Source organism: Streptomyces sp. NPDC005402 (assembly GCF_040606575.1).
Lineage (GTDB): Bacteria > Actinomycetota > Actinomycetes > Streptomycetales > Streptomycetaceae > Streptomyces.
On the sequence record NZ_JBEXFB010000015.1, the window covers coordinates 106980 to 126744 of the forward strand.

The following is a 19765-nucleotide window of genomic DNA, read 5'->3' on the forward strand; positions in this document are numbered from 1 at the left end:
CCGGGCCGGAGACTCGGCACATGACCGATGTGAGCATCCGTACCGTCCACGACGTCGCCGGCCTCGGTGCCGTCAGCGCGTACTTCGGCGAGGTGTGGCGGACCGCGCCCACGGCCCCGCCCTACCCGGCCGAGGTGCTGCACAGCCTCGTCCACGCGGGCGGCGCGGTGCACGCGGCCCACGACGGTGAGCGCCTCGCCGGGGCCTGCGTCGCGGTGTTCGGGCCGCCGGGCTCCCAGGAGGTGTACTCGCTGGTCGCGGCCGCGGAGCCCGGCCTCGGGCAGGCGGTGAAGCAGGCACAGCGGGCCTGGGCGCTCGGCCTCGGCGCCCGCACCATGCGCTGGACCTTCGACCCGCTCATCGCCCGCAACGCCCGCTTCAACCTGGCCAAGCTGGGGGCGGTCGGCACCGAGTACCTCGTCGACTTCTACGGCCCCATGAGCGACGGTGTGAACGGCGGTGACGAGAGCGACCGGCTGACGGTGACCTGGGACCTGGCGGCGCCCGGCCGGTCGTACGACGACCCGGGTGACCGCGAGGGCGCGCCCGCCACCCACCGCGCCCCCGACGGGGATACCCTCGCCCGCCGCGACCCCGCCGGACGGCACGTGTGGTGCCGGGTTCCGGACGACGCCGTCAAGCTGCGGGCCGCCGACCCGGCGCTCGCGCTGCGCTGGCGGCGGGCCGTGCGCGAGGTGTTCACGGAGGCGTTCGGGCAGGGGTTCCGGGCGACCGGGATGTCCCGGGACGGCTGGTACACACTCACCAGGGAGGCCGCGGTATGAGGCTGGAGCGCGTCGAAGTCGTCCATGTGGAGATCCCGCTCGTCACGCCCTTCCGGACCTCCTTCGGCACGATGACCACGAAGGACACCTTCCTGCTGCACGTCGTCACGGACACCGCAGAGGGCTGGTCGGAGTTCGCCGCCGACCCCCAGCCGCGTTACTGCTCGGAGTTCGTGGCAGGCGCGGAGCTCGTGCTGCGTGACTTCCTGGTGCCGAGAGCGGCGGCGCTGCCCTCGCTCACGGCGGCGCTGGTCGGGCCCGCCGTCAGCGGGATCAAGGGGCACGAGCTGGCGAAGGCGGCCCTGGAGACGGCGGTCCTGGACGCCGAGCTGCGGTCGTACGGCATGCCGCTGGCGGTGTATCTGGGCGCGGTGCGCGAGCGGGTGCCGGCGGGGGTGTCGGTCGGCATCAAGGAGTCGGTCGCCGAGCTGCTGGACGACGTCGAGCGCTATCTCGCCGAGGGGTACGTCCGGATCAAGCTGAAGATCGAGCCCGGCTGGGACATCGAGCCGGTACGGGCCGTACGCGAGCGCTTCGGCGCCGCACTGCCGCTCCAGGTCGACGCCAACACGGCGTACTCGCTCGCGGACGCGGAGCACCTGCGGCGCCTCGACGAGTTCGGGCTGCTGCTGATCGAGGAGCCGCTGGACGAGAACAACCTGTACGGCCACGCGCGGCTCCAGAGCCGTATCACCACCCCGGTCTGCCTCGACGAGTCCCTTCACAACGCCCGGGACACGGCCTCCGCGATCGCGATGGACGCGTGCCGGGTCGTGAACGTCAAGCCCGCGCGCGTGGGCGGCTATCTGGAGGCCCGCCGCATCCACGACGTGGCTCGCGCGAACGGCGTGCCGGTGTGGTGCGGCGGCATGCTGGAGACCGGAATCGGCCGCGCCCCGAACCTCGCCCTGGCCGCCCTGCCCGGCTTCACCCTCCCCGGCGACACCTCGGCGTCCGCCCGCTACTTCGCCGAGGACATCACCGAGCCGTTCGTCCTGGTGGACGGCCACCTGCCGGTACCCCGTACGCCCGGCATCGGCGTCGCACCGCTGCCGGACGTCCTGCGGCGCTTCACGCGCGCGAGACGGGATCTGTACGGGGGCTGACCGGCTCGTGGCCGGAAGTGACCGCCGCGTTAGATTGATCCCGTGCTCTCACGCCTCACGCGCCCCCAGGCCGTCGCCGTCTGCGCCCTGCCCGTCGTGGCACTGGTCGCCACGGCCCTCCTCGCGCCGCTGCCGTTCTCGCTGGCGCAGCCCGGGATGACGGCGAACGTGCTCGGCAAGAACGAGGGCACGGCGGTGATCACCGTCTCCGGGGCGAAGACCCGTACGACGAGCGGGCAGCTGCGGATGACGACCATCGAGGCGACCGGGCCCGACACGCACGTCTCGATCGGTGATGTCTTCGACAGCTGGTTCCGCACCGACCAGGCGGTCATGCCCCACGACGCGGTCTACCCGAGCGGGCAGAGCGTCAAGGAGATCGAGAAGCACAACACCGCGCAAATGAAGGAGTCCCAGGACGCGGCGACCCAGGCGGCCCTCGGCTACCTCAAGCTCAGCGACGACAAGGTCAAGGTCACGCTGAAGCTCGCCGACGTCGGAGGCCCGAGCGCGGGGCTGCTGTTCACCCTGGGGATCATCGACAAGCTCGACGGCGACGGCGCCGGGGGCGACCTCACGGGCGGCCGTGTCATCGCCGGGACGGGCACGATCGACGCGGACGGCACGGTCGGCGCGGTGGGCGGCGTGGCGCTGAAGACGCAGGCCGCGAGGCGGGACGGGGCGACGGTGTTCCTGGTTCCCGAGGAGGAGTGCTCCGACGCGAAGGCGGAGCTGCCGAAGGGGCTGCGGCTGATCCCGGTGACGTCCCTGAAGGGGGCGGTGGGCGCGCTGACCTCGCTGGAGTCGGGCAAGGGGTCCGTCCCCGCCTGCTAGTGCGCGAAGGCCGGCCCGGGGGAGGCGAGGCGGAGGCCGACCTCCACCAGGGTCCAGCCGAGCCGGGTCCTGAAGTCGTACGGCCGCTTGGTCTGCGCGGCGAGGCGGTAGGCGTCGGCCTCGGCGCGGAGGGCGGCGGCGCGGGTGTGATGCAGGGCGAGGTGGGTCTCGGGGTGCATGGCGGGGCCTCTCAGTCGGTCTCGATGGGGAACAGGTGCGTGTGGATGCGTACTTGCTCCACGCCGGGGTCCTCGTCGGTGACCCGGCCGCGGTAGTCGTTGATCAGGGCGTGCATCCTGTCGACGAGCTCGGTGGCCAGCTCGGGTGTGAGCTGGAGCGTCATGTCGCTCATGTCGGAACCGCGGGTCCACTCGGCGGACCAGTGGTCCCGGGTGCTGAGCCAGCCGGACATCTCGCGGGAGTGGGTGGCGGCGATCTCGTGCAGGTAGATCTCGGCCATCCCGCGTACTTCGGGTCCCGCGCCGTCGAACTCGGTGGTGTCGAAGGTCAGCCCCTGGTCCACGGCTTTCCACCACCGCTCCCTTCCCTTCCCGTGCTCCGGAGCGTCCGTGATGAAGCCGTGCTCGGCGAGCTGGCGCAGGTGGTAGCTGGTGGCACCGCTGGACTCGCCCAGCCGCTCGGCGAGCATCGACGCGGTGGCGGGTCCGCGCCGGCGCAGCGCGTTGAGCAGTTCCATCCGCAGGGGATGGGCCAGCCCGCGCAGTGAACGGGCGTCGAGTTTCCGTACGTTGGGCTTTTCCGGCATGGGTACAAAGATAGCTATGCAAAGAGTCCTTTGCAACGCCTTCTTTGTAACTCGCGCTCCCGCCTCATGTCCCCGCCTCCAACCCCCGTGGCTTCAGCAGCACTTCGGCCAGTGAGGCCAGCCAGTCGACCAGCAGGGCCAGGGTCACCGTGAGGATCGAGCCGAGCATCAGGACGGGCATGCGCTGGTTGGTGATGCCGGTCGTGATCAGGACGCCCAGGCCGCCGCCCCCGCCGAACGTCGCCAGGGTCGCCGTGCCGACGTTGAGGACCAGGGCGGTGCGGACGCCCGCGAGGATCAGCGGGACGGCCAGGGGGAGTTCGACGCGGGACAGGACGGCCAGGGACGACATGCCGATGCCGCGCGCCGCCTCCAGCAGGGTCGGGTCGTTCGCCTTCAGGCCCGCGACGGTGTTCGACAGGACCGGCAGGACGGCGTAGGCGATGATGCCGATCAGGGCCGCCTTCGTGCCCGTGCCCAGCCAGATCACCAGCAGGGCCAGCAGGCCGATCGCCGGGGTCGCCTGGCCGGCGTTGGCGAGCGCCATCGCCACCGGGCTCGCCTTCCGGAAGGCCCCGCGGGTCAGCACGATCCCCAGCGGGATCGCGATGATCATCACGAAGAACGTCGAGATCACTGTCAGCTTCACGTGCTGCCACAGCGCCTTGGACACCTGCCCGTTCGACAGCGCGTTCGCGGAGAGCGGGTCCAGGTCGGCCCGCGCGAACCACAGCCAGGTCGCGAGCAGAACCGCCACCAGGAACGCGGGCAGGAAGGTCAGCTTCTGCCAGGTCACACGATTCTTGGGTGGGGCCGGCGGGGGACGGGCGGGCAGGGTCTGCCCCACCGCTGAGATCTCCGACGTCGTCACGCCGTCCGCCCCCCTCGGCCGGCGCCCTCCTGCTCGGCGTGCGTCCGGGTGGCCCGGACCTCCTCCAGCTCGTGCTGGTGCGCCACGGCCTCCAGGCGGTCGGCCTCCAGGAGGTCGTGCACGGAGTGCATGAGCGTCTCCATGTCGACGACACCCGTGTACTCCCCGCGCCGCCCGGTCACCGCCACCCGCCCCGCGTTGTCGGTCAGCACGGCCTCCAGCGCGTCCCGCAGCGTCGCGTCCCTGGTCACGGTGTCGCTCACCGGCGTCCCGGCCCGGGCCAGCGACCCCCTGGCGCGCATGAGGTCCCCGCGCCTGAGCCACTTGTACGGCCGTCCGCGTGTGTCGAGCAGCATGATCTCGTTCGTCCCGCTGCCCCGGAGCCTGCTGAAGATCTCCTGGAGCGGGTCGTCGACGGTCACCGTCGGATAGTCGGTGATCTCCACATCCCGTACGCGGGTGAGGTTCAGCCGCTTCAGCGCCGCCCCGGCACCGACGAACCCGGACACGAAGTCGTCGGCCGGGTTGGTCAGGATCGCCTCCGGGGTGTCGAACTGGGCGATGTGGGAGCGTTCGCGCAGAACGGCGATCCGGTCACCCAGCTTGATCGCCTCGTCGAAGTCGTGGGTGACGAAGACGATCGTCTTGTGCAGCTCGCGCTGGAGCCTGATCAGCTCGTCCTGGAGATGGTCCCGCGTGATCGGGTCGACCGCGCCGAACGGCTCGTCCATCAGCAGGACGGGCGGATCGGCCGCGAGCGCCCTCGCCACCCCCACCCGCTGCTGCTGACCGCCGGACAGCTGACGCGGATAGCGGCCGTGGAACTCGCCGGGGTCGAGCCCGACGAGATCGAGCAGCTCCTCCACACGGTCCTTGATCCGGACCTTCCCCCAGCCGGTCATCCTCGGCACGAGCGCGATGTTCTGCGCGACCGTCATGTGCGGGAAGAGCCCCGCCGACTGGATGGCGTAGCCCACCTTGCGGCGCAGCTTGACCGGATCGATGTCGGTCACGTCCTCGCCGTTGATCCGGATGCGTCCGCCGGTCGGCTCGATCAACCTGTTGATCATCTTGAGGGTCGTCGACTTACCGCAGCCGGGCGGCCCCACGAAGACGACCGTCTCGCCCGCCTCGATCTTCAGGGTGAGGTTGTCGACGGCCGGCTGCGGACTGCCGGGATACCTCTTGGTCAGGCCCGCCAGCTCGATGGACGCACCTGAGGTGCCGGACGTCTCAGACACGGATCCCCCTCGGAATCGTCAGCCGTCCGATCAGCACGTACGCGGCGTCGAACAGCAGGGCGAGGACGATGATCCCGAGTGTGCCGGCGAGCACCTGGTTGAGCGCGTTCCTGCTGCCCAGGGAGGCGATACCGCGGAAGATCTCGTTGCCGAGGCCGGGCCCGGAGGCGTAGGCGGCGATCGCCGCGATGCCCATCAGCATCTGCGTCGAGACCCGGATCCCGGTCAGGATCGGCGGCCAGGCGAGCGGCAGCTCGACCCGCACCAGGCGCATCGCCCGGGACATCCCGATGCCTGTCGCCACGTCCACCAGGGACGGGTCGACCCCGCGCAGTCCGACGATCGCGTTACGGACGACCGGCAGCAGCCCGTACAGCGTCAGGGCGATCACCGTGGGCGGAACGCCGAGACCCACGAGGGGGACGAGCAGGCCGATCATGGCGAGCGACGGGACGGTCAGGATCGTCGAGGTGGCCGTCGTGGCGAGGCTGCCCGCCCACGCGCTGCGACAGGTCACGACCCCGATCAGCACCCCGATCACCGTCGCCACGACCATGCACTGGAAGACGACGCTCGCGTGCTGGCAGGCGTCCGCGAGGAGCTGCTGGTGGCGGTTGCCGAGGTACTCCCAGAAGTTCACACCGCCTCCTCCCACGCCGGCCACGTCACGTCACGTCCCGTGCGCCTCCTGAAGGCTCGCCTGCTCCACCAGCGGGATGATCCGCAGCGGAACGGGGTTCTCCATGACGATCGCGGTGGCGGCCCGGACGATCCCATCGAAACCGACAACCCGGTCGATCACACGTTGGAGATCGGCGTTGGAGCGGGCCACGAGGCGGCACAGCATGTCCCCGCTGCCGGTGGTGGTGTGCAGCTCCAGCACCTCCGGCACGGTCGCCAAGTGCGCCCGTACGTCGGCCCCTTGACCCTGCCGGATCTGGAGCGTGGCGAACGCGGTCACCGGGTAGCCGAGCGCCGCCGGATCGACCTGCGGACCGAACCCCCGGATGACTCCGTTCGACTGAAGCCGGTCGAGCCGCGCCTGCACGGTCCCCCGGGCCACCCCCAGCCGCCGTGACATCTCAAGGACCCCGATCCGCGGCTCCCGTGCGAGGAGCACGATGATCCGCCCGTCCAGCTCGTCGATCCCCACGGCAGCCTCCCGCAACGATGGTCATCCTGTACAGAAAGGCCGCCGATACGGCCGTATCGCTGAACGTATTGTCCAGTGGATACGCAAACTATTGCGCACCTTGCGGAGCGGAGCCACGCTTCGGGCATGACGCAGACCACACACCACACTCCCGACACACGGCAGGCCGACCCCTTCCCGGTCAAGGGGATGGACGCGGTCGTCTTCGCGGTCGGCAACGCCAAGCAGGCGGCGCACTACTACTCGACCGCCTTCGGCATGCGGCTGGTGGCCTACTCCGGACCGGAGAACGGCAGCCGCGAGACCGCGAGCTATGTGCTGGAGAACGGCTCCGCCCGTTTCGTGTTCACCTCCGTCATCAAGCCCGCCACCCCCTGGGGCCACTTCCTCGCCCAGCACGTGGCCGAGCACGGCGACGGCGTGATCGACCTGGCCATCGAGGTCCCGGACGTCCGTCGCGCGTACGCCTACGCCGTGGAACACGGCGCCCGCTCGGTGGCCGAGCCGTACGAGCTGAAGGACGAGCACGGCACGGTCGTCCTCGCCGCGATCGCCACCTACGGCGAGACCCGCCACACCCTGGTCGAGCGCACCGGCTACGACGGCCCGTACCTGCCCGGGTTCGCCGCGGCCGCCCCGATCGTCGAACCCCCCGCCCACCGCACCTTCCAGGCCGTCGACCACTGCGTCGGCAACGTCGAGCTCGGCCGGATGAACGAGTGGGTCGGCTTCTACAACAAGGTCATGGGCTTCACGAACATGAAGGAGTTCGTGGGCGACGACATCGCCACCGAGTACAGCGCGCTGATGTCGAAGGTGGTGGCCGACGGCACCCTCAAGGTGAAGTTCCCGATCAACGAGCCCGCCATCGCCAAGAAGAAGTCCCAGATCGACGAGTACCTGGAGTTCTACGGCGGCGCGGGCGTCCAGCACATCGCGCTCAACACCAACGACATCGTGCAGACCGTGCGGACCATGCGCGCGTCCGGGGTCCAGTTCCTCGACACCCCGGACTCCTACTACGACACCCTCGGCGAGTGGGTCGGCGACACCCGGGTACCGGTCGACACCCTCCGCGAGCTGAAGATCCTCGCCGACCGCGACGAGGACGGCTATCTCCTGCAGATCTTCACCAAGCCGGTCCAGGACAAGCCGACCGTGTTCTTCGAAATCATCGAACGCCACGGCTCGATGGGCTTCGGGAAGGGCAACTTCAAGGCACTGTTCGAGGCCATCGAACGGGAGCAGGAGAAGCGGGGCAACCTCTAGCCGGGTAGGTCGTAGGCTGACCCCATGGCCAGGATCAACGACGTGGGCGGCACGCAGGGATTCGGCGCGATCGACACCACCGACGACACCGAGCCCTTCCACGCGGACTGGGAGGCACGCGTCGTCGGCCTCTTCAACACCCTGCGCGCGCAAGGGGTCTTCAACACGAACGAGTTCCGGGACGCGATCGAGTCGATGCCGCCGGCGGAGTACCTGGCGGCGTCGTACTACGAGCGCTGGTTCACCGCGATCTGCGCCCTGCTCGAACGCAAGGGCGTGATCGGGCCGGGCGAGCTCGATGACTGACACGCCACCCGACCGCTTCCCGCCCGGCACCCGGGTCCGCACCTACCGTCACGACCCGCCGCACCACACCCGCCTGCCCCGGTACGCGCGCGGCAAGCGGGGCGTGGTCGTCGAGCCGGAGGGCCCGGACGAACTGCCCGACGTCAGCGCGCGGGGGTGGGGGGACGCGCCCCTCGAGCAGATCTACGCGGTCCGCTTCGAGGCCCGTGACCTGTGGGGCGAGGGCGACCACCACGTCGTACTGGACCTGTGGGAGAGCTACCTGGAGGAGGACCCCGATGACGAGCGGTGACCACCACACCGACGCCACGATCGCCCGGCGGGTACGGCGCCTGGAGACCCTCCTGGAGGAGAAGGGGCTGATCACCGGCGAACGGCTGGACGAGGCGATCGACGCGTTCCTCGCGGAGTCCTCGCCGGCGAACGGGGCGCGGGTCGTGGCCCGCGCCTGGACCGACGACGCCTACCGGGCCCGGCTGCTCGCGGACGGCACGGCCGCCGTTCAGGAACTCGGCTGCATGGAGGGCTCGTTCCAGCGGCTGCGGGTCGTGGAGAACACCGAGTCGCTCCACAACGTCATCGTCTGCACCCTCTGCTCCTGCTACCCGCTCCGCCTCCTCGGCCCGTCCCCCAGCTGGTACAAGTCCGAGGCCTACCGCTCCCGCGTGGTCCGCGAACCCAGAGAGGTGCTCAGGGAGTTCGGCCTCACCCTTCCCGACTCCGTGGACATCACGGTGTGGGACTCCAGCGCCGAGACCCGCTACATGGTCCTGCCCCGCAGGCCGCAGGGCACGGAAGGGCTCACGGAGGAGGAGCTGGCGGCACTGGTGACGAGGAACGCCCTCATCGGTACGGCCGCGGTGTGACCCCCTTCGCGTCCAGCACCGGCACGCCCTCCTCCGGCACGTCCCCCAGCGCGGCCAACGCCTGCCGCGCCGTCCGCACCCGTGAGGGCGAGAAGTAGGGGTTGATCCGCAGAGCCTCCTGGAGATGCCGGCGCGCGGGGGCGTACTGCTCCGACTCCCGCTCGATCATGCCCAGGTGGTACGCGTACAGCGCGCTGCGCACCCCGCCCCCGTGCACCTTGTCCGTCGCGATCCGCGCGTACCGCAGGGCCTCCCGGTCCTGGCCCGCCCGGTGCAGCGCCCACCCCAGCGCGTCGGCCACCGCGATCCCCGGCTGCCGCAGCCACTCGGCCCGCAACCGCCGTACGGCAGCCGCCGGGTCACCGTGGTCCGCCTCGAACTGCCCGAGCACCAGCTCCTCGTCGGCCCCGCCCGCCGCGGCGCGTTCCACCGTCGCCCGCAGCAGGTCGTACTGCACCCGGGCGGCCTGCCCCAGCCCCAGTGACTCGTACAACTCGCCCAGTTCCAGGGCGTATTGGGGCAGCGGCTGCTTCGCGAGGGCCATCCGGTAGGCGTTCAGGGCCTCCGTCGTGCGGCCCAGTGCCGCAAGGGCCCGCCCCTGCCCGGCCTGCGCGGCCCGCTGGTCCGGGTCGATCCGGACCGCCTCCTGGAAGTGCCGCAGCGCGTCCTCACGGTCGCCGCGCTCCCAGGCGAGCTGCCCGGCCCGCTCCAGATACGCGGCCCGCTCGGCCGGTGCCTCCGCCCCCGCCGCCGCGTCGGCCAGCTGGGCCGCCGCGTCCTCGCGCCAGCCCCGGTCCCGGTACACGGCCGCCGCCCGGGCCCGCACCGCCGGCCCCGACCGCAGCTCCGTCAGCCGCTCCAGCGCCCCACGGGCCGCCTTGTAGTCGCCGAGCCCCGTGTACGCGTCGATCAGCTCCGGATACGTCGTCCACCGCTTCGGCTCCAGCTGCCGCGCCTCCTCACCCCAGGTCCGCGCGGTCCGGAAGTCCCGGCGCGCGTTCGCGAGGGCCGCCAGACCACCGAGGGCCGCCGCGCTCCTGCGCACCCTCAGGGACGTCCGCAGGCGGTCCTCGGCCCTCGCGTAGAACGTCGCGTCGGCCGTCCGCCGCCCCTGCTCGACGTACGCCGTCCCGAGCACCGCCCACGACTCGGCGTCCTCCGGATGCCTGCGCAGATGACCCTCCCGCTCATCGATCAGGGCCGCCAGGTCGGGCAGCGCGGCCGGCGCCCCGGCGGCGACCGCCGTCAGCGCCTGGGCCCCCGGGGCGGGGGCGGGAGCGCGGGTCACCGTCCGCTGCGGGGGCAGCAGCATCAGCGCCGTACCGAGCACCGCGCAGCCCGCGACCGCGGCGATCACCAGACGCCCGTGCAGCCGGGCCCGCCGCTCCGCCCGCCGCCCCTCCGGCCGGTTCTCCGTCGCTTGGTTCTCCATGGCGCTCACTGTGCGTCAGCCGGACGACCACGCCCCGGCATACGGCGGCTGCCCCTGGTGGGGTTCACACCGATGGCCCCCGGTGCGACGCTGTGATCATGAGCCGTATCGAAGCCCGTCGCGATGAAGACACAGCGGTCACCGGCAACCTGGTGGACCGGCTGCTCAGCGGTCTGCCGGCCGAAGCCGTTCTCACCGACCCGGACGTCACGGTCTCCTACGCCAACGACATGGCGAGCTTCTGCCCGGCCGGCACCCCCGCCGTGGTCGTCCTGCCGCGCACGGTCGAGCAGGTCCAGCACGTCATGCGGATCGCCACCGAACTGCGCGTCCCGGTCGTCCCCCAGGGCGCCCGCACGGGCCTGTCGGGCGCGGCCAACGCCTCCGACGGCTGCATCGTGCTGTCCCTGACGAAGATGGACCGGATCCTGGAGATCAACCCGGTCGACCGCATCGCCGTCGTCGAACCCGGCGTCGTCAACGCGACCCTGTCCCGCGCGGTGAACGAACTCGGCCTCTACTACCCGCCGGACCCCTCCAGCTGGGAGATGTGCACGATCGGCGGCAACATCGGCACCGCGTCCGGCGGGCTGTGCTGCGTCAAGTACGGGGTCACGGCGGAGTACGTCCTCGGACTGGACGTCGTCCTCGCCGACGGGCGGCTCATGTCCACCGGCCGCCGTACGGCCAAGGGGGTCGCCGGATACGACCTGACCCGTCTCTTCGTCGGCTCCGAGGGCTCGCTCGGCATCGTCGTCCAGGCGGTCCTGGGCCTTCGGCCGAAGCCGCCCGAGCAGCTGGTGCTGGCCGCCGAGTTCTCCTCCGGGACCGCCGCCTGCGACGCGGTGTGCCGGATCATGGAGGGCGGGCACGTGCCGTCCCTCCTCGAACTCATGGACCGTACGACCGTCAAAGCCGTCAACGACCTGGCGCACATGGGACTCCCGGAGACCACCGAGGCCCTGCTCCTCGCGGCCTTCGACACCACGGACCCGGCCGCCGACCTCGCCGCCCTCGGCGCCCTGTGCGAGGCCGCCGGCGCCACGCAGGTCGTCCCGGCGGAGGACGCGGCCGAGTCGGAACTGCTGCTCCAGGCGCGCAGGCTCTCCCTCACCGCGCTCGAAGCCGTCAAGGGCACCACGATGATCGACGACGTGTGCGTGCCCCGCTCCCGGCTCGGCGAACTGCTCGAGGGGACCGAGCGGATCGCCGAGAAGCACCGGCTCACCATCGGTGTCGTCGCCCACGCGGGTGACGGCAACACCCACCCCACGGTCTGCTTCGACGCCGCCGACCCGGACGAGTCCCGGCGCGCCCGCGAGTCCTTCGACGAGATCATGGCCCTCGGCCTGGAGCTCGGCGGCACGATCACCGGGGAGCACGGCGTCGGCGTCCTGAAGAAGGAGTGGCTGGCGCGCGAGATCGGACCGGTGGGGGTGGAGATGCAGCGGGCGGTGAAGGGGGTCTTCGACCCGCTGGGCATCCTGAACCCGGGCAAGCTGTTCTGACGTCCCCTACGGGCGCTCACTCCCCGTCCGCAGACTCGTCGCTCGGCCAGGGGTCGCGCAGCCAGAGATCGTCGGCCGGAGTGGGGGCCAGCAGCTCGGCGAGGCCGTCGTCGATACCGAGCTGCTCCGCCTCGGAGCCCGGCGGGACCGCCCTCAGCGTGCGCTCCAGCCAGGCCGACACCTGCGCGGCCGGGGCCTCCAGGAGGGCGTCGCCGTCGGGGGAGCTCAGCGCCATCAGCACGACACCGCGCCCCGCGACCTTCGTCGGCCACACCCGCACGTCCCCGTGCCCGCACGGGCGGAACACCCCCTCCACGAGGAGTTCGCGGGCGAAGGTCCAGTGGACGGGATGGTCCGAGCCGATGTGGAAGGTGACGTGGACGGCGAAGGGGTCGTCGCTGCGGTAGCCCAGCAGGGCCGGGACCGGGATGCTGCGCTCGGGCGACAGGATGAGTCTGAGCTCCAGTTCGCGCTCTACCACCGTGTGGGGCATGTCGTTCTTCCTCTCTCGACTCTCGGCTCTCGTCCGGGTCCCGCGGTGGGCCCGTACGAGTGGAGAGGGGGGAGGGGGCGGGATCATTACGCGGGTTCGGCGAACTTTTTTCCGCCGGTACCGCGGTCGATATCACGGCCGGTGTCACGGCCGGTCTCAGGTCGTGCTCAAAAGGGGTGGGTCCGGTGGGACTGGCGGTGGGTCTTGCGCCGGTCTGATAGATGTGGAGCCCCCTCCATTGACCCCCGAGCAGATACGGGACGACGGACATGAGCGCCCCAACCCCGGCACCCGGTGACGACAGGCCCCGCGAGGGCTACTACCCGGACCCGTCCATTCCTGGATATGTCCGTTACTGGAACGGTGCCTCCTGGGTGCCGGGCACCAGCCGTCCCGCCCCGGCGGCCGGCGACCCGCTCGCGTCGCCGCCCGGCGCGGGCTCCGAGCCGTCCCCGTCCCAGGTGGAGGAGACCGGCCCGCACTTCTTCGACGAGGACCCGGCAGAAGCACCCCCGCACCCCGACACCCAGCACGGCAGCCGCCCCGAACCCGCGTCCGCGTGGGCGGCCGACCGGGCCCACCAGGCGGGCTTCGGCGGCGACCAGGACCGCCGGGTGTCGTGGGGGTCCCCGCAGGCGGCCGCGCAGGCTCAGCAGGGGGCGTCTCAGCAGATTCCGCACCAGGGGGCTCAGCAGGGCCCGCAGGGAGCTCAGCCCGGCGTACCGCGGACTCCGCAGGGCGCCGATCCCCGGGTGCCCGGTCCGGGGCGGCCCGCCGACGCCTCCTCCCCGGCGCAGCCGGACGGTCACGCGGCCCGTACCGACGGCTCGGCGACCATCCCGCCCGCCGAGCCGGACGAGGACGGCGGCACACGGGTCTTCCGCAGGCCCACGGCCGGGTCCGCGGGAGCGGCGGCCGCCCAGCAGTCCGACGACGGCACGATGAAGTTCCGCGCGCTCTCCCCGCGCACGGCGCAGCAGGACGCGGCTCCCGGGGCGCAGAACGGAAGCACGCCCGGACCCGCGTATTCCGGGCCCACCGCGCAGCCCCCCGCCCCCGAGGCCCCGGGTTTCGGGGCCGGCAAGGCCGCCGCCGAGCGTGCCGCGACGGGCGGTGCCGCGGGCCCCCAGGGCCCCGCCTCCGCCGCTGCCACAGCCCTCTCCGGCCCCCAGCAGGCCGCCCCTGCCCCCGGCCCGCAGACGGCCCCTCCGGGCGCGCCGCAGCAGGGCCTGCCGCACCAGGCCGTGCCCCAGCAGGCCGCCGGGGTCCAGGCCGCCGCAACTCCCATGAGCCCGGGCCCCGGTGGCGGTCAGCCCTCCTGGGCCCAGCAGGTGCACCGGCTCGCCGGACCCGACGAGGAGCAGCCCGCCCCCTGGAAGCCGCCGGTCGAGGACATCTTCCAGGCGGCCGCCCGTCGCCAGGCCTCGGCCAGGCCCGCGGGCCTCGGCAAGCGCCTGGCCGCACGTCTCCTCGACACCCTCGTCGTCGGCGCGGTGACCGCCGTGGCCGCGGTTCCCCTCGGTGCCAAGGCGGCCGACCACATCAACGAGAAGGTCGACGCGGCCAAGCTCTCCGGCGAGACCGTGACGGTCTGGCTGCTGGACGGCACCACCTCGGTGTACCTCGGCATCGTGGTCGCCGTACTCCTCGTCGCCGGAGTCCTGTACGAGGCGCTGCCCACCGCCAAGTGGGGCCGCACCCTCGGCAAGAAGCTGTTCGGCCTGGAGGTGCGGGACATCGAGGCGCATGAGCCGCCGTCCTTCGGCGGGGCCGTGCGCCGCTGGCTGGTCTACAGCGTCCCCGGCCTGCTCGGCATCGGCCTCCTGGGCGTCGCCTGGTGCCTGTTCGACCGGCCGTGGCGCCAGTGCTGGCACGACAAGGCGGCGCATACGTTCGTGGCGGGCTGAGCGGGTCCCACGAACGGCGTACGGGATTCGGTACTCCGGACGGCCGCTCGCCGGATGCGGAGCCGGGGGGTTCGCGGTCCACTCGGGCCATGAGCAGTGAACCGCCTCCCGGTTCCGGCGGGCAGCCGCCGGACGACGACCCGTTCAGGAAGCAGCCCCCGCCCGCCGAGGGCTCGGGATCGCCGTACAGCACGCCGCCGCCCCACGGCGGCTCTCCGCCCGGCGGTGACCCGTACGGCGGCGGCTCCTACCCCACCGACCCGCTCGCCGGCATGCCCCCGCTCGCGCCCAGCGGGAGGCGCACCCTCGCCCGCATCATCGACCTGATCCTGGTGGGCATCGTCGTCTGGCTGATCACCTGGGGCTTCGGGGTGAGCGAGTACGACGTGAACGGCGACGACATGCAGTACGGCAAGTCGCTCGCGCAGTCGCTCCTCGCGGCCGTGCTCTACATCGCCTACGACACCGTCCTGATCTCCCGGTCCGGGCAGACGCTCGGCAAGAAGTGGCTCGGCATGCGGGTGGCGAACCTCGACAACGGCTCCACGCCCTCCGTGCAGACCACGCTGATCCGCTCGGCCGTCCTGTGGATCCCGTTCGCGTTCTGTTGCGCCTGCATCTGGACCGCGATCTCGGGCGGCTGGAGCTACTTCGACAAGCCCTACAAGCAGGGCCTGCACGACAAGGCGGCGAAAACGGTGGTGGTCAGCACCGACTGACCCGAGCGACCCCGGTCGACCTCCTGAGCGGCCGCGGTCGACGTGGCCGGGGCACGGTCTGTGGTTTCGGGGTCGGCGGGTCTGGTGTCCTGGCGGTCCGGGGGCGGCGGGGTCGGACGTACGGGCCTTTGGGGTTGTTGAGGCCGGCTGTATCGGCTGCCCGGGGTCGTGGGTTCGGGCGTGGGCCCGTCCGGGGCCGGTCGTCGTATCGACCGGCGACGGGGTCACGTGGCCGAGTGTGAGGGCCCGTTCGGGGCCGGCGGGGTCGGGCGCATCGTCCAGTCACGGGGTCACGGGGTCACGGGGTCACGGGGTCGAGTGTGAGGGCCCGTTCGGAGTCCGTGAGGCAGCGCGGGCCGGTCCCGGGTCGGTGACACCAGGCGTATTGGCCGTCCGGGTTGGCAGAGCTGGGCGTGTGGGCCGTCCGGGATCGGTGAGGCCAGGTGTGCGGGCCCGTCCCGGGTCGGTGGGGCCGGGCGTATCGGAACCCAGGGTCGGTGGACCCGGGTGTGCGGGCCGTCCGGGGGCGGTTGTACCGGGTCCACCGACTGCCTTGGTCGGCGGAGCCGGGCGTGTCTGCGCGTCCGAGGTTGGTGAAGGGTCGTGTCACCGGTCACCGGGCCACGGGGCCGGGTGTGTGGGCCCGTGGCGGGAGTCAGTGAGGCCGGGTGTGTGGGCCGTCCCAGGTCGGTGGAGCCGGGCGTATGGCGGTCCAGGGTTGGCGGACCCGGGTGGGCGGGCCCGCCCGGGGACGGCGGGGCCAGGCGTGTTGGGCCCGTCCCTGTCGGCGAGACCGGGCGTATCCGCGGCCGGGGTCGGGGTCGGCGGAGCCGGACGTGTGGGCCCTGGGGTCGGTGAGGCCAAGCGTGTGGCCCGTCCCAGGTCGGTGAGGCCAGGCGTATCGGCGGCCTGGGTCCGTGAGGTCAGGCGTGGGCCGTCCCGGGTCGGTGAGGCCAGGCGTATCCGCGGTCCCGGTCGGTGAAGACAGGTGTGTTCGCCGGGGGCAACCCGTGGCGGCACGACCGCGTGCCCGGCTCGACCTGAGGTGCACGGAGGGCGAACCGGAGCCCGCGGTACAGGCAACGCGGTGTTCAGGCGGCGGTCTTGGAGCGGGAGACCACGGCAGGTACCGGCTCTTCCGCCGGGCGCTGCACGGGCCTGCTCAGCGCGACGACGCGGGACTTCGGCTGCGGCACCGTCATGGCGACCAGCAGGCCGAGGGCGAGCGCCGAGACCGCGATGACCGCGGTCCCCACGGCCGAACTCGTCTGTGACAGCAGCAGCATGGCGAGCGTCGAGAAGATGACGGTGATCGAACCGTAGGCGATCTGTGCGGCGGTCGGACGAGGCATGGCAATCGTGTCCTCGGATATGGGGGTCCACGGGGGGCGTCGGCCTGGCATTCCGCCGACATCCGGGCGTTCCGCCAATCGACTCTAATCGCCTGTGTGCCCGAGTGGAACGAACAGTAAGCGTGACCTAACCAACAGTGCCGGAGCACAGGGGGCGCACGGAGTCATGGCGTCCATCAAGTGGACGGCTGCGCGCGCCCGTCGGGTCGCCGTCACCCGTCCGCAATGCGAACACCGACTCCCAATAATGCACTTGTCGGGTCCAAGTCAAGACCTGTCTTTTCTCCTCAAACTTTAGTCAAATACCGGTCACTTGCCTGATAGGGGAGAGGTACAAGTGACTGACAGATCCTGGACGTTCAGGACGGCAGCGACGGTCGTGGCGATAGCCGCGGCCTCGGCCACGTTCTCCACGTTCGCCGTGGCGCAGGCCGCGGACAACTCCGCGGGGACCTCCGCGGTCGACCGGCAGGACCCGCAGCCGGCGAAGGCCAGGGAGCACGACTTCGACGGCCCGCTGACCAAGACCCGGCAGGCGCAGCGAAAGGAGGCGCTCGACCAGGTCATATCCGGCGACGCCGCGGTGAAGAACCGCGACGGCTCCAAGGTGGTCGAGCTCAAGAGCCGCAAGGGCGACAGCAAGTACGTCGAACTCGGCCGCGAGAAGACCGACAAGATCTTCACCATCCTGGTGGAGTTCGGCGACCAGGTCGACCCCCGCTACGGCGGCACGGTGGGCCCGCTGCACAACCAGATCGCCAAGCCGGACCGCAAGACGAACAACAGCACGGCCTGGCAGGCGGACTACAACCAGGCGCACTTCCAGGACCTCTACTTCGGCACCGGCAAGAAGACCGAGTCGCTGAAGAAGTACTACGAGAAGCAGTCCTCGGGCCGCTACTCGGTCGACGGCGAGGTCACCGACTGGGTCAAGGTCCCCTACAACGAGGCCCGTTACGGCTCCAACGACGCCCCGACCGGCGCCTGGTACGCGGTCCAGGACGGCGTCAACGCCTGGGTCGCCCAGCGCGAGGCCGCCGGTGACACGGCCGCCGAGATCAGCGCGGAACTGGCCGAGTTCGACCAGTGGGACCGCTACGACTTCGACGGCGACGGCAACTTCAACGAGCCCGACGGCTACATCGACCACTTCCAGATCGTGCACGCCGGCGAGGACGAGTCCGCGGGCGGCGGCGCCCAGGGCGAGGACGCCATCTGGGCCCACCGCTGGTACGCCTTCGCCAGCGACTCCGGCGCGACCGGCCCGGCCGGCAACAAGCTCGGCGGCACCCAGATCGGCGACACCGGCGTCTGGGTCGGCGACTACACCATCCAGCCGGAGAACGGCGGCCTGGGCGTCTTCGCCCACGAGTACGGCCACGACCTCGGCCTGCCCGACGAGTACGACACCTCCGGCGGCGGCGAGAACTCCACCGGCTTCTGGACGCTGATGTCCTCCGGCTCCTGGCTCGGCACCGGCAAGGACTCCATCGGTGACCTGCCCGGCGACATGAACGCCTGGGACAAGCTCCAACTGGGCTGGCTCGACTACGACGTGGCCACGGCCGGCAAGCGGTCGACCCACAAGCTGGGCGTCGCGGAGTACAACACCAAGAACGCGCAGGCGCTCGTGGTCCAGCTGCCGCGGAAGACGGTCACCACCCCGGTGGTCGCTCCGGCGCAGGGCGCGACCCAGTGGTGGAGCGGCAGCGGCAACGACCTGCGCAACACCCTGACCCGCCCGGTCGACCTGACCGGCAAGTCCGCGGCGGCGCTGACCCTCGACGGCTGGTGGGACATCGAGCAGGACTTCGACTACCTCTACACCGAGGTCTCCACCGACGGCGCCAACTGGACGCCCGTCGACGGCACCCTGGCCGACGGCACCGCCATCCCGAAGGACGGCAGCGGCAAGCCCGCCCTCACCGGCTCGGTCGACGCCTACCAGAAGCTGACCTTCCCGCTGAACGCCTACGCGGGCCAGAAGATCCAGCTGCGCTTCCGCTACCAGACCGACGGCGGGGCCGCCCTGAAGGGCTTCGCGGCCGACGAGATCACGGTGACCGCCGACGGCGCGACCCTGTTCTCCGACAACGCCGAGACGGCGGACGCCGCCTGGACCGCGAACGGCTTCTCGCGCATCGGCGCCTCGATCACGGACGACTACGCGCAGTACTACCTCGCCGAGAACCGCCAATACGTGTCCTACGACAAGGTGTTGAAGGTCGGTCCGTACAACTACGGCTTCTCGAAGACCCGTCCGGACTGGGTGGAGCACTACGCCTACCAGAACGGCCTGTTGATCTGGAAGTGGGACACCTCCCAGGCGGATGACAACACCAGCCAGCACCCGGGCGCGGGTCTGATCCTCCCGGTCGACTCCCACCCGACCGCGCTGAAGTGGTCCGACGGCACGCTGATGCGCAACCGCATCCAGGCCTACGACTCCACCTTCAGCTGGTACCCGACGGACTCGATCACGCTGCACAACGCCGATGTCCCGACGAAGATCAAGTCCAAGCCGGGCGTCCCGGTCTTCGACGACGGCACGTCGAGCTACTACGACGCGTCGAACCCGTTCGCCGGGGTCAACATCACTGACACCGACACCCGGATCAAGATCGTCAAGGAGCCCCTGAACGGCTCGACGATCACGCTCCAGGTCGGACCTTCGGCCAAGAAGAAGTAAAACCGCAGGTCAGAAGCGTATCGGCGGCAACCCCTGGCGGGTTGCCGCCGATCGTGTTTAGGTGCGTCCTGTGGCTTCCTTATTGACACCGACGCACACGGGGGTATGACCGCATGGCCGCAGGAGGTTTCTGCAAGCTGCCGAACGGCAGGGTGGTGGTGGCGCTGAACCTGCCCCGTCCGCCCGCCGACGGCTACGGCAGCGTGCGGGTACTCGTCCACGCCCAGAACAGGGCGCGCGCCCTGACCAGGCTGCGCAACCTGGGCCTGCGCGCGGTGTACCTGCGCGGCAACGGCGCGCCCCCGACCCCGGACGAGATCACGGCCGTACTCCACCACCCGGACGGCCTGATATGGCGTACCGCCCCTGACAACGCTGTCCTGGGCGGGCCCGAGCTGGTCCAGGAGCTGTGGCATCCGATCAGGTCACTGCTGAGGAGGCCGGCGGCGTCGGCCTGAGGCCGCGCCT

General features: G+C 71.3%; 21 protein-coding genes. 12 read left to right on the forward strand and 9 right to left on the reverse strand.

Annotation, left to right across the window (positions count from 1 at the left end):
* Positions 1 to 20 precede the first annotated feature (20 nt).
* The 3 genes from ABZT02_RS27530 to ABZT02_RS27540 are packed head-to-tail and all read left to right on the forward strand — an operon-like array spanning position 21 to position 2725.
* Positions 21 to 785 carry a chorismate synthase gene (locus tag ABZT02_RS27530; protein ID WP_356021821.1) on the forward strand — a complete coding sequence of 255 codons (765 nt, stop codon included), beginning with the start codon at positions 21 to 23 and terminating at the stop codon, positions 783 to 785.
* Complete coding sequence (menC, locus tag ABZT02_RS27535; RefSeq protein WP_356021823.1) at positions 782 to 1891, forward strand: o-succinylbenzoate synthase; 1110 nt, start codon at positions 782 to 784, stop codon at positions 1889 to 1891. Before ABZT02_RS27530 ends, menC begins: the two co-directional genes overlap by 4 nt.
* A 42-nt stretch (positions 1892 to 1933) precedes the next feature.
* The gene (locus ABZT02_RS27540) at positions 1934 to 2725 is read left to right on the forward strand and encodes a S16 family serine protease (RefSeq protein ID WP_356021825.1); all 792 of its coding nucleotides are present in this window, start codon (positions 1934 to 1936) and stop codon (positions 2723 to 2725) included.
* On the opposite strand, the gene ABZT02_RS27545 is transcribed toward ABZT02_RS27540, so the two are convergent.
* The 6 genes from ABZT02_RS27545 to ABZT02_RS27570 all read right to left on the reverse strand — a co-directional run bounded on the left by ABZT02_RS27545 (position 2722) and on the right by ABZT02_RS27570 (position 6756).
* Positions 2722 to 2904: a hypothetical protein gene (locus tag ABZT02_RS27545; protein WP_356021827.1), complete on the reverse strand. Its 183-nt coding sequence runs from the start codon at positions 2902 to 2904 to the stop codon at positions 2722 to 2724. The genes ABZT02_RS27540 and ABZT02_RS27545 overlap by 4 nt on opposite strands.
* Positions 2905 to 2915: 11 nt before the next feature.
* A complete protein-coding gene (locus ABZT02_RS27550) occupies positions 2916 to 3491 on the reverse strand; it encodes a helix-turn-helix domain-containing protein (RefSeq protein ID WP_356021829.1) in 576 nt (191 codons plus the stop codon).
* 64 nt (positions 3492 to 3555) lie between these two features.
* Positions 3556 to 4347 carry an ABC transporter permease gene (locus ABZT02_RS27555; RefSeq protein WP_356022094.1) on the reverse strand — a complete coding sequence of 264 codons (792 nt, stop codon included), beginning with the start codon at positions 4345 to 4347 and terminating at the stop codon, positions 3556 to 3558.
* 11 nt (positions 4348 to 4358) lie between these two features.
* Positions 4359 to 5603, reverse strand: a complete 1245-nt coding sequence (locus tag ABZT02_RS27560) for a betaine/proline/choline family ABC transporter ATP-binding protein (protein WP_356021831.1) — start codon at positions 5601 to 5603, stop codon at positions 4359 to 4361.
* The gene (locus ABZT02_RS27565; protein ID WP_356021833.1) at positions 5596 to 6243 is read right to left on the reverse strand and encodes an ABC transporter permease; all 648 of its coding nucleotides are present in this window, start codon (positions 6241 to 6243) and stop codon (positions 5596 to 5598) included. The genes ABZT02_RS27560 and ABZT02_RS27565 overlap by 8 nt, the downstream gene beginning before the upstream one ends.
* Before the next feature lie 30 nt (positions 6244 to 6273).
* Positions 6274 to 6756 (reverse strand): Lrp/AsnC family transcriptional regulator, encoded by a 483-nt coding sequence (locus ABZT02_RS27570; protein WP_355748329.1) that lies wholly within the window; start codon positions 6754 to 6756, stop codon positions 6274 to 6276.
* 126 nt (positions 6757 to 6882) lie between these two features.
* Here ABZT02_RS27570 and hppD point away from each other — a divergent pair, with 126 nt between their 5' ends.
* The 4 genes from hppD to nthA are packed head-to-tail and all read left to right on the forward strand — an operon-like array spanning position 6883 to position 9197.
* Positions 6883 to 8025 (forward strand): 4-hydroxyphenylpyruvate dioxygenase, encoded by a 1143-nt coding sequence (gene hppD / locus ABZT02_RS27575; protein WP_356021834.1) that lies wholly within the window; start codon positions 6883 to 6885, stop codon positions 8023 to 8025.
* 24 nt (positions 8026 to 8049) lie between these two features.
* Entirely contained in the window at positions 8050 to 8331 is a 282-nt protein-coding gene (locus tag ABZT02_RS27580; RefSeq protein WP_356021836.1) for a hypothetical protein, read from the forward strand.
* Positions 8324 to 8623 carry an SH3-like domain-containing protein gene (locus ABZT02_RS27585; protein WP_356021837.1) on the forward strand — a complete coding sequence of 100 codons (300 nt, stop codon included), beginning with the start codon at positions 8324 to 8326 and terminating at the stop codon, positions 8621 to 8623. Before ABZT02_RS27580 ends, ABZT02_RS27585 begins: the two co-directional genes overlap by 8 nt.
* Positions 8610 to 9197, forward strand: a complete 588-nt coding sequence (gene nthA / locus ABZT02_RS27590; protein WP_356021839.1) for a nitrile hydratase subunit alpha — start codon at positions 8610 to 8612, stop codon at positions 9195 to 9197. The genes ABZT02_RS27585 and nthA overlap by 14 nt, the downstream gene beginning before the upstream one ends.
* Here nthA and ABZT02_RS27595 read toward each other — a convergent pair.
* Complete coding sequence (locus ABZT02_RS27595; RefSeq protein WP_356021841.1) at positions 9175 to 10629, reverse strand: tetratricopeptide repeat protein; 1455 nt, start codon at positions 10627 to 10629, stop codon at positions 9175 to 9177. The two genes, nthA and ABZT02_RS27595, sit on opposite strands and share 23 nt — an antisense overlap.
* A 92-nt stretch (positions 10630 to 10721) precedes the next feature.
* Here ABZT02_RS27595 and ABZT02_RS27600 point away from each other — a divergent pair, with 92 nt between their 5' ends.
* Positions 10722 to 12137 carry an FAD-linked oxidase C-terminal domain-containing protein gene (locus ABZT02_RS27600; protein ID WP_356021843.1) on the forward strand — a complete coding sequence of 472 codons (1416 nt, stop codon included), beginning with the start codon at positions 10722 to 10724 and terminating at the stop codon, positions 12135 to 12137.
* Between the two features lie 16 nt (positions 12138 to 12153).
* On the opposite strand, the gene ABZT02_RS27605 is transcribed toward ABZT02_RS27600, so the two are convergent.
* Entirely contained in the window at positions 12154 to 12630 is a 477-nt protein-coding gene (locus ABZT02_RS27605; protein ID WP_356021845.1) for an SsgA family sporulation/cell division regulator, read from the reverse strand.
* Positions 12631 to 12899: 269 nt separating this feature from the next.
* On the opposite strand from ABZT02_RS27605, the gene ABZT02_RS27610 reads away from it, so the two are divergent.
* Both ABZT02_RS27610 and ABZT02_RS27615 read left to right on the forward strand, forming a co-directional pair.
* The gene (locus tag ABZT02_RS27610) at positions 12900 to 14537 is read left to right on the forward strand and encodes an RDD family protein (RefSeq protein WP_356021847.1); all 1638 of its coding nucleotides are present in this window, start codon (positions 12900 to 12902) and stop codon (positions 14535 to 14537) included.
* A gap of 89 nt (positions 14538 to 14626) precedes the next feature.
* Positions 14627 to 15256 (forward strand): RDD family protein, encoded by a 630-nt coding sequence (locus ABZT02_RS27615; protein ID WP_356021849.1) that lies wholly within the window; start codon positions 14627 to 14629, stop codon positions 15254 to 15256.
* A gap of 1091 nt (positions 15257 to 16347) precedes the next feature.
* Here ABZT02_RS27615 and ABZT02_RS27620 read toward each other — a convergent pair.
* A complete protein-coding gene (locus tag ABZT02_RS27620; protein WP_356021851.1) occupies positions 16348 to 16608 on the reverse strand; it encodes a hypothetical protein in 261 nt (86 codons plus the stop codon).
* A gap of 337 nt (positions 16609 to 16945) precedes the next feature.
* On the opposite strand from ABZT02_RS27620, the gene ABZT02_RS27625 reads away from it, so the two are divergent.
* Positions 16946 to 19297 (forward strand): immune inhibitor A domain-containing protein, encoded by a 2352-nt coding sequence (locus ABZT02_RS27625; RefSeq protein WP_356021853.1) that lies wholly within the window; start codon positions 16946 to 16948, stop codon positions 19295 to 19297.
* 113 nt (positions 19298 to 19410) lie between these two features.
* Positions 19411 to 19755 (forward strand): hypothetical protein, encoded by a 345-nt coding sequence (locus ABZT02_RS27630; RefSeq protein WP_356021855.1) that lies wholly within the window; start codon positions 19411 to 19413, stop codon positions 19753 to 19755.
* The last annotated feature ends 10 nt before the right edge of the window (positions 19756 to 19765 follow it).

What these genes read in the sequence shown, in the direction of transcription:
- ABZT02_RS27615 (WP_356021849.1), top strand. Translation starts at nt 14,627, where the DNA reads ATGAGCAGTGAACCGCCTCCCGGTTCCGGCGGGCAGCCGCCGGACGAC.
- ABZT02_RS27550 (WP_356021829.1), bottom strand. Translation starts at nt 3,491, where the DNA reads ATGCCGGAAAAGCCCAACGTACGGAAACTCGACGCCCGTTCACTGCGC.
- ABZT02_RS27605 (WP_356021845.1), bottom strand. Translation starts at nt 12,630, where the DNA reads ATGCCCCACACGGTGGTAGAGCGCGAACTGGAGCTCAGACTCATCCTG.
- nthA (WP_356021839.1), top strand. Translation starts at nt 8,610, where the DNA reads ATGACGAGCGGTGACCACCACACCGACGCCACGATCGCCCGGCGGGTA.
- ABZT02_RS27545 (WP_356021827.1), bottom strand. Translation starts at nt 2,904, where the DNA reads ATGCACCCCGAGACCCACCTCGCCCTGCATCACACCCGCGCCGCCGCC.
- menC (WP_356021823.1), top strand. Translation starts at nt 782, where the DNA reads ATGAGGCTGGAGCGCGTCGAAGTCGTCCATGTGGAGATCCCGCTCGTC.
- ABZT02_RS27580 (WP_356021836.1), top strand. Translation starts at nt 8,050, where the DNA reads ATGGCCAGGATCAACGACGTGGGCGGCACGCAGGGATTCGGCGCGATC.
- ABZT02_RS27595 (WP_356021841.1), bottom strand. Translation starts at nt 10,629, where the DNA reads ATGGAGAACCAAGCGACGGAGAACCGGCCGGAGGGGCGGCGGGCGGAG.
- ABZT02_RS27620 (WP_356021851.1), bottom strand. Translation starts at nt 16,608, where the DNA reads ATGCCTCGTCCGACCGCCGCACAGATCGCCTACGGTTCGATCACCGTC.
- ABZT02_RS27630 (WP_356021855.1), top strand. Translation starts at nt 19,411, where the DNA reads ATGGCCGCAGGAGGTTTCTGCAAGCTGCCGAACGGCAGGGTGGTGGTG.
- ABZT02_RS27530 (WP_356021821.1), top strand. Translation starts at nt 21, where the DNA reads ATGACCGATGTGAGCATCCGTACCGTCCACGACGTCGCCGGCCTCGGT.
- ABZT02_RS27610 (WP_356021847.1), top strand. Translation starts at nt 12,900, where the DNA reads ATGAGCGCCCCAACCCCGGCACCCGGTGACGACAGGCCCCGCGAGGGC.
- hppD (WP_356021834.1), top strand. Translation starts at nt 6,883, where the DNA reads ATGACGCAGACCACACACCACACTCCCGACACACGGCAGGCCGACCCC.
- ABZT02_RS27585 (WP_356021837.1), top strand. Translation starts at nt 8,324, where the DNA reads ATGACTGACACGCCACCCGACCGCTTCCCGCCCGGCACCCGGGTCCGC.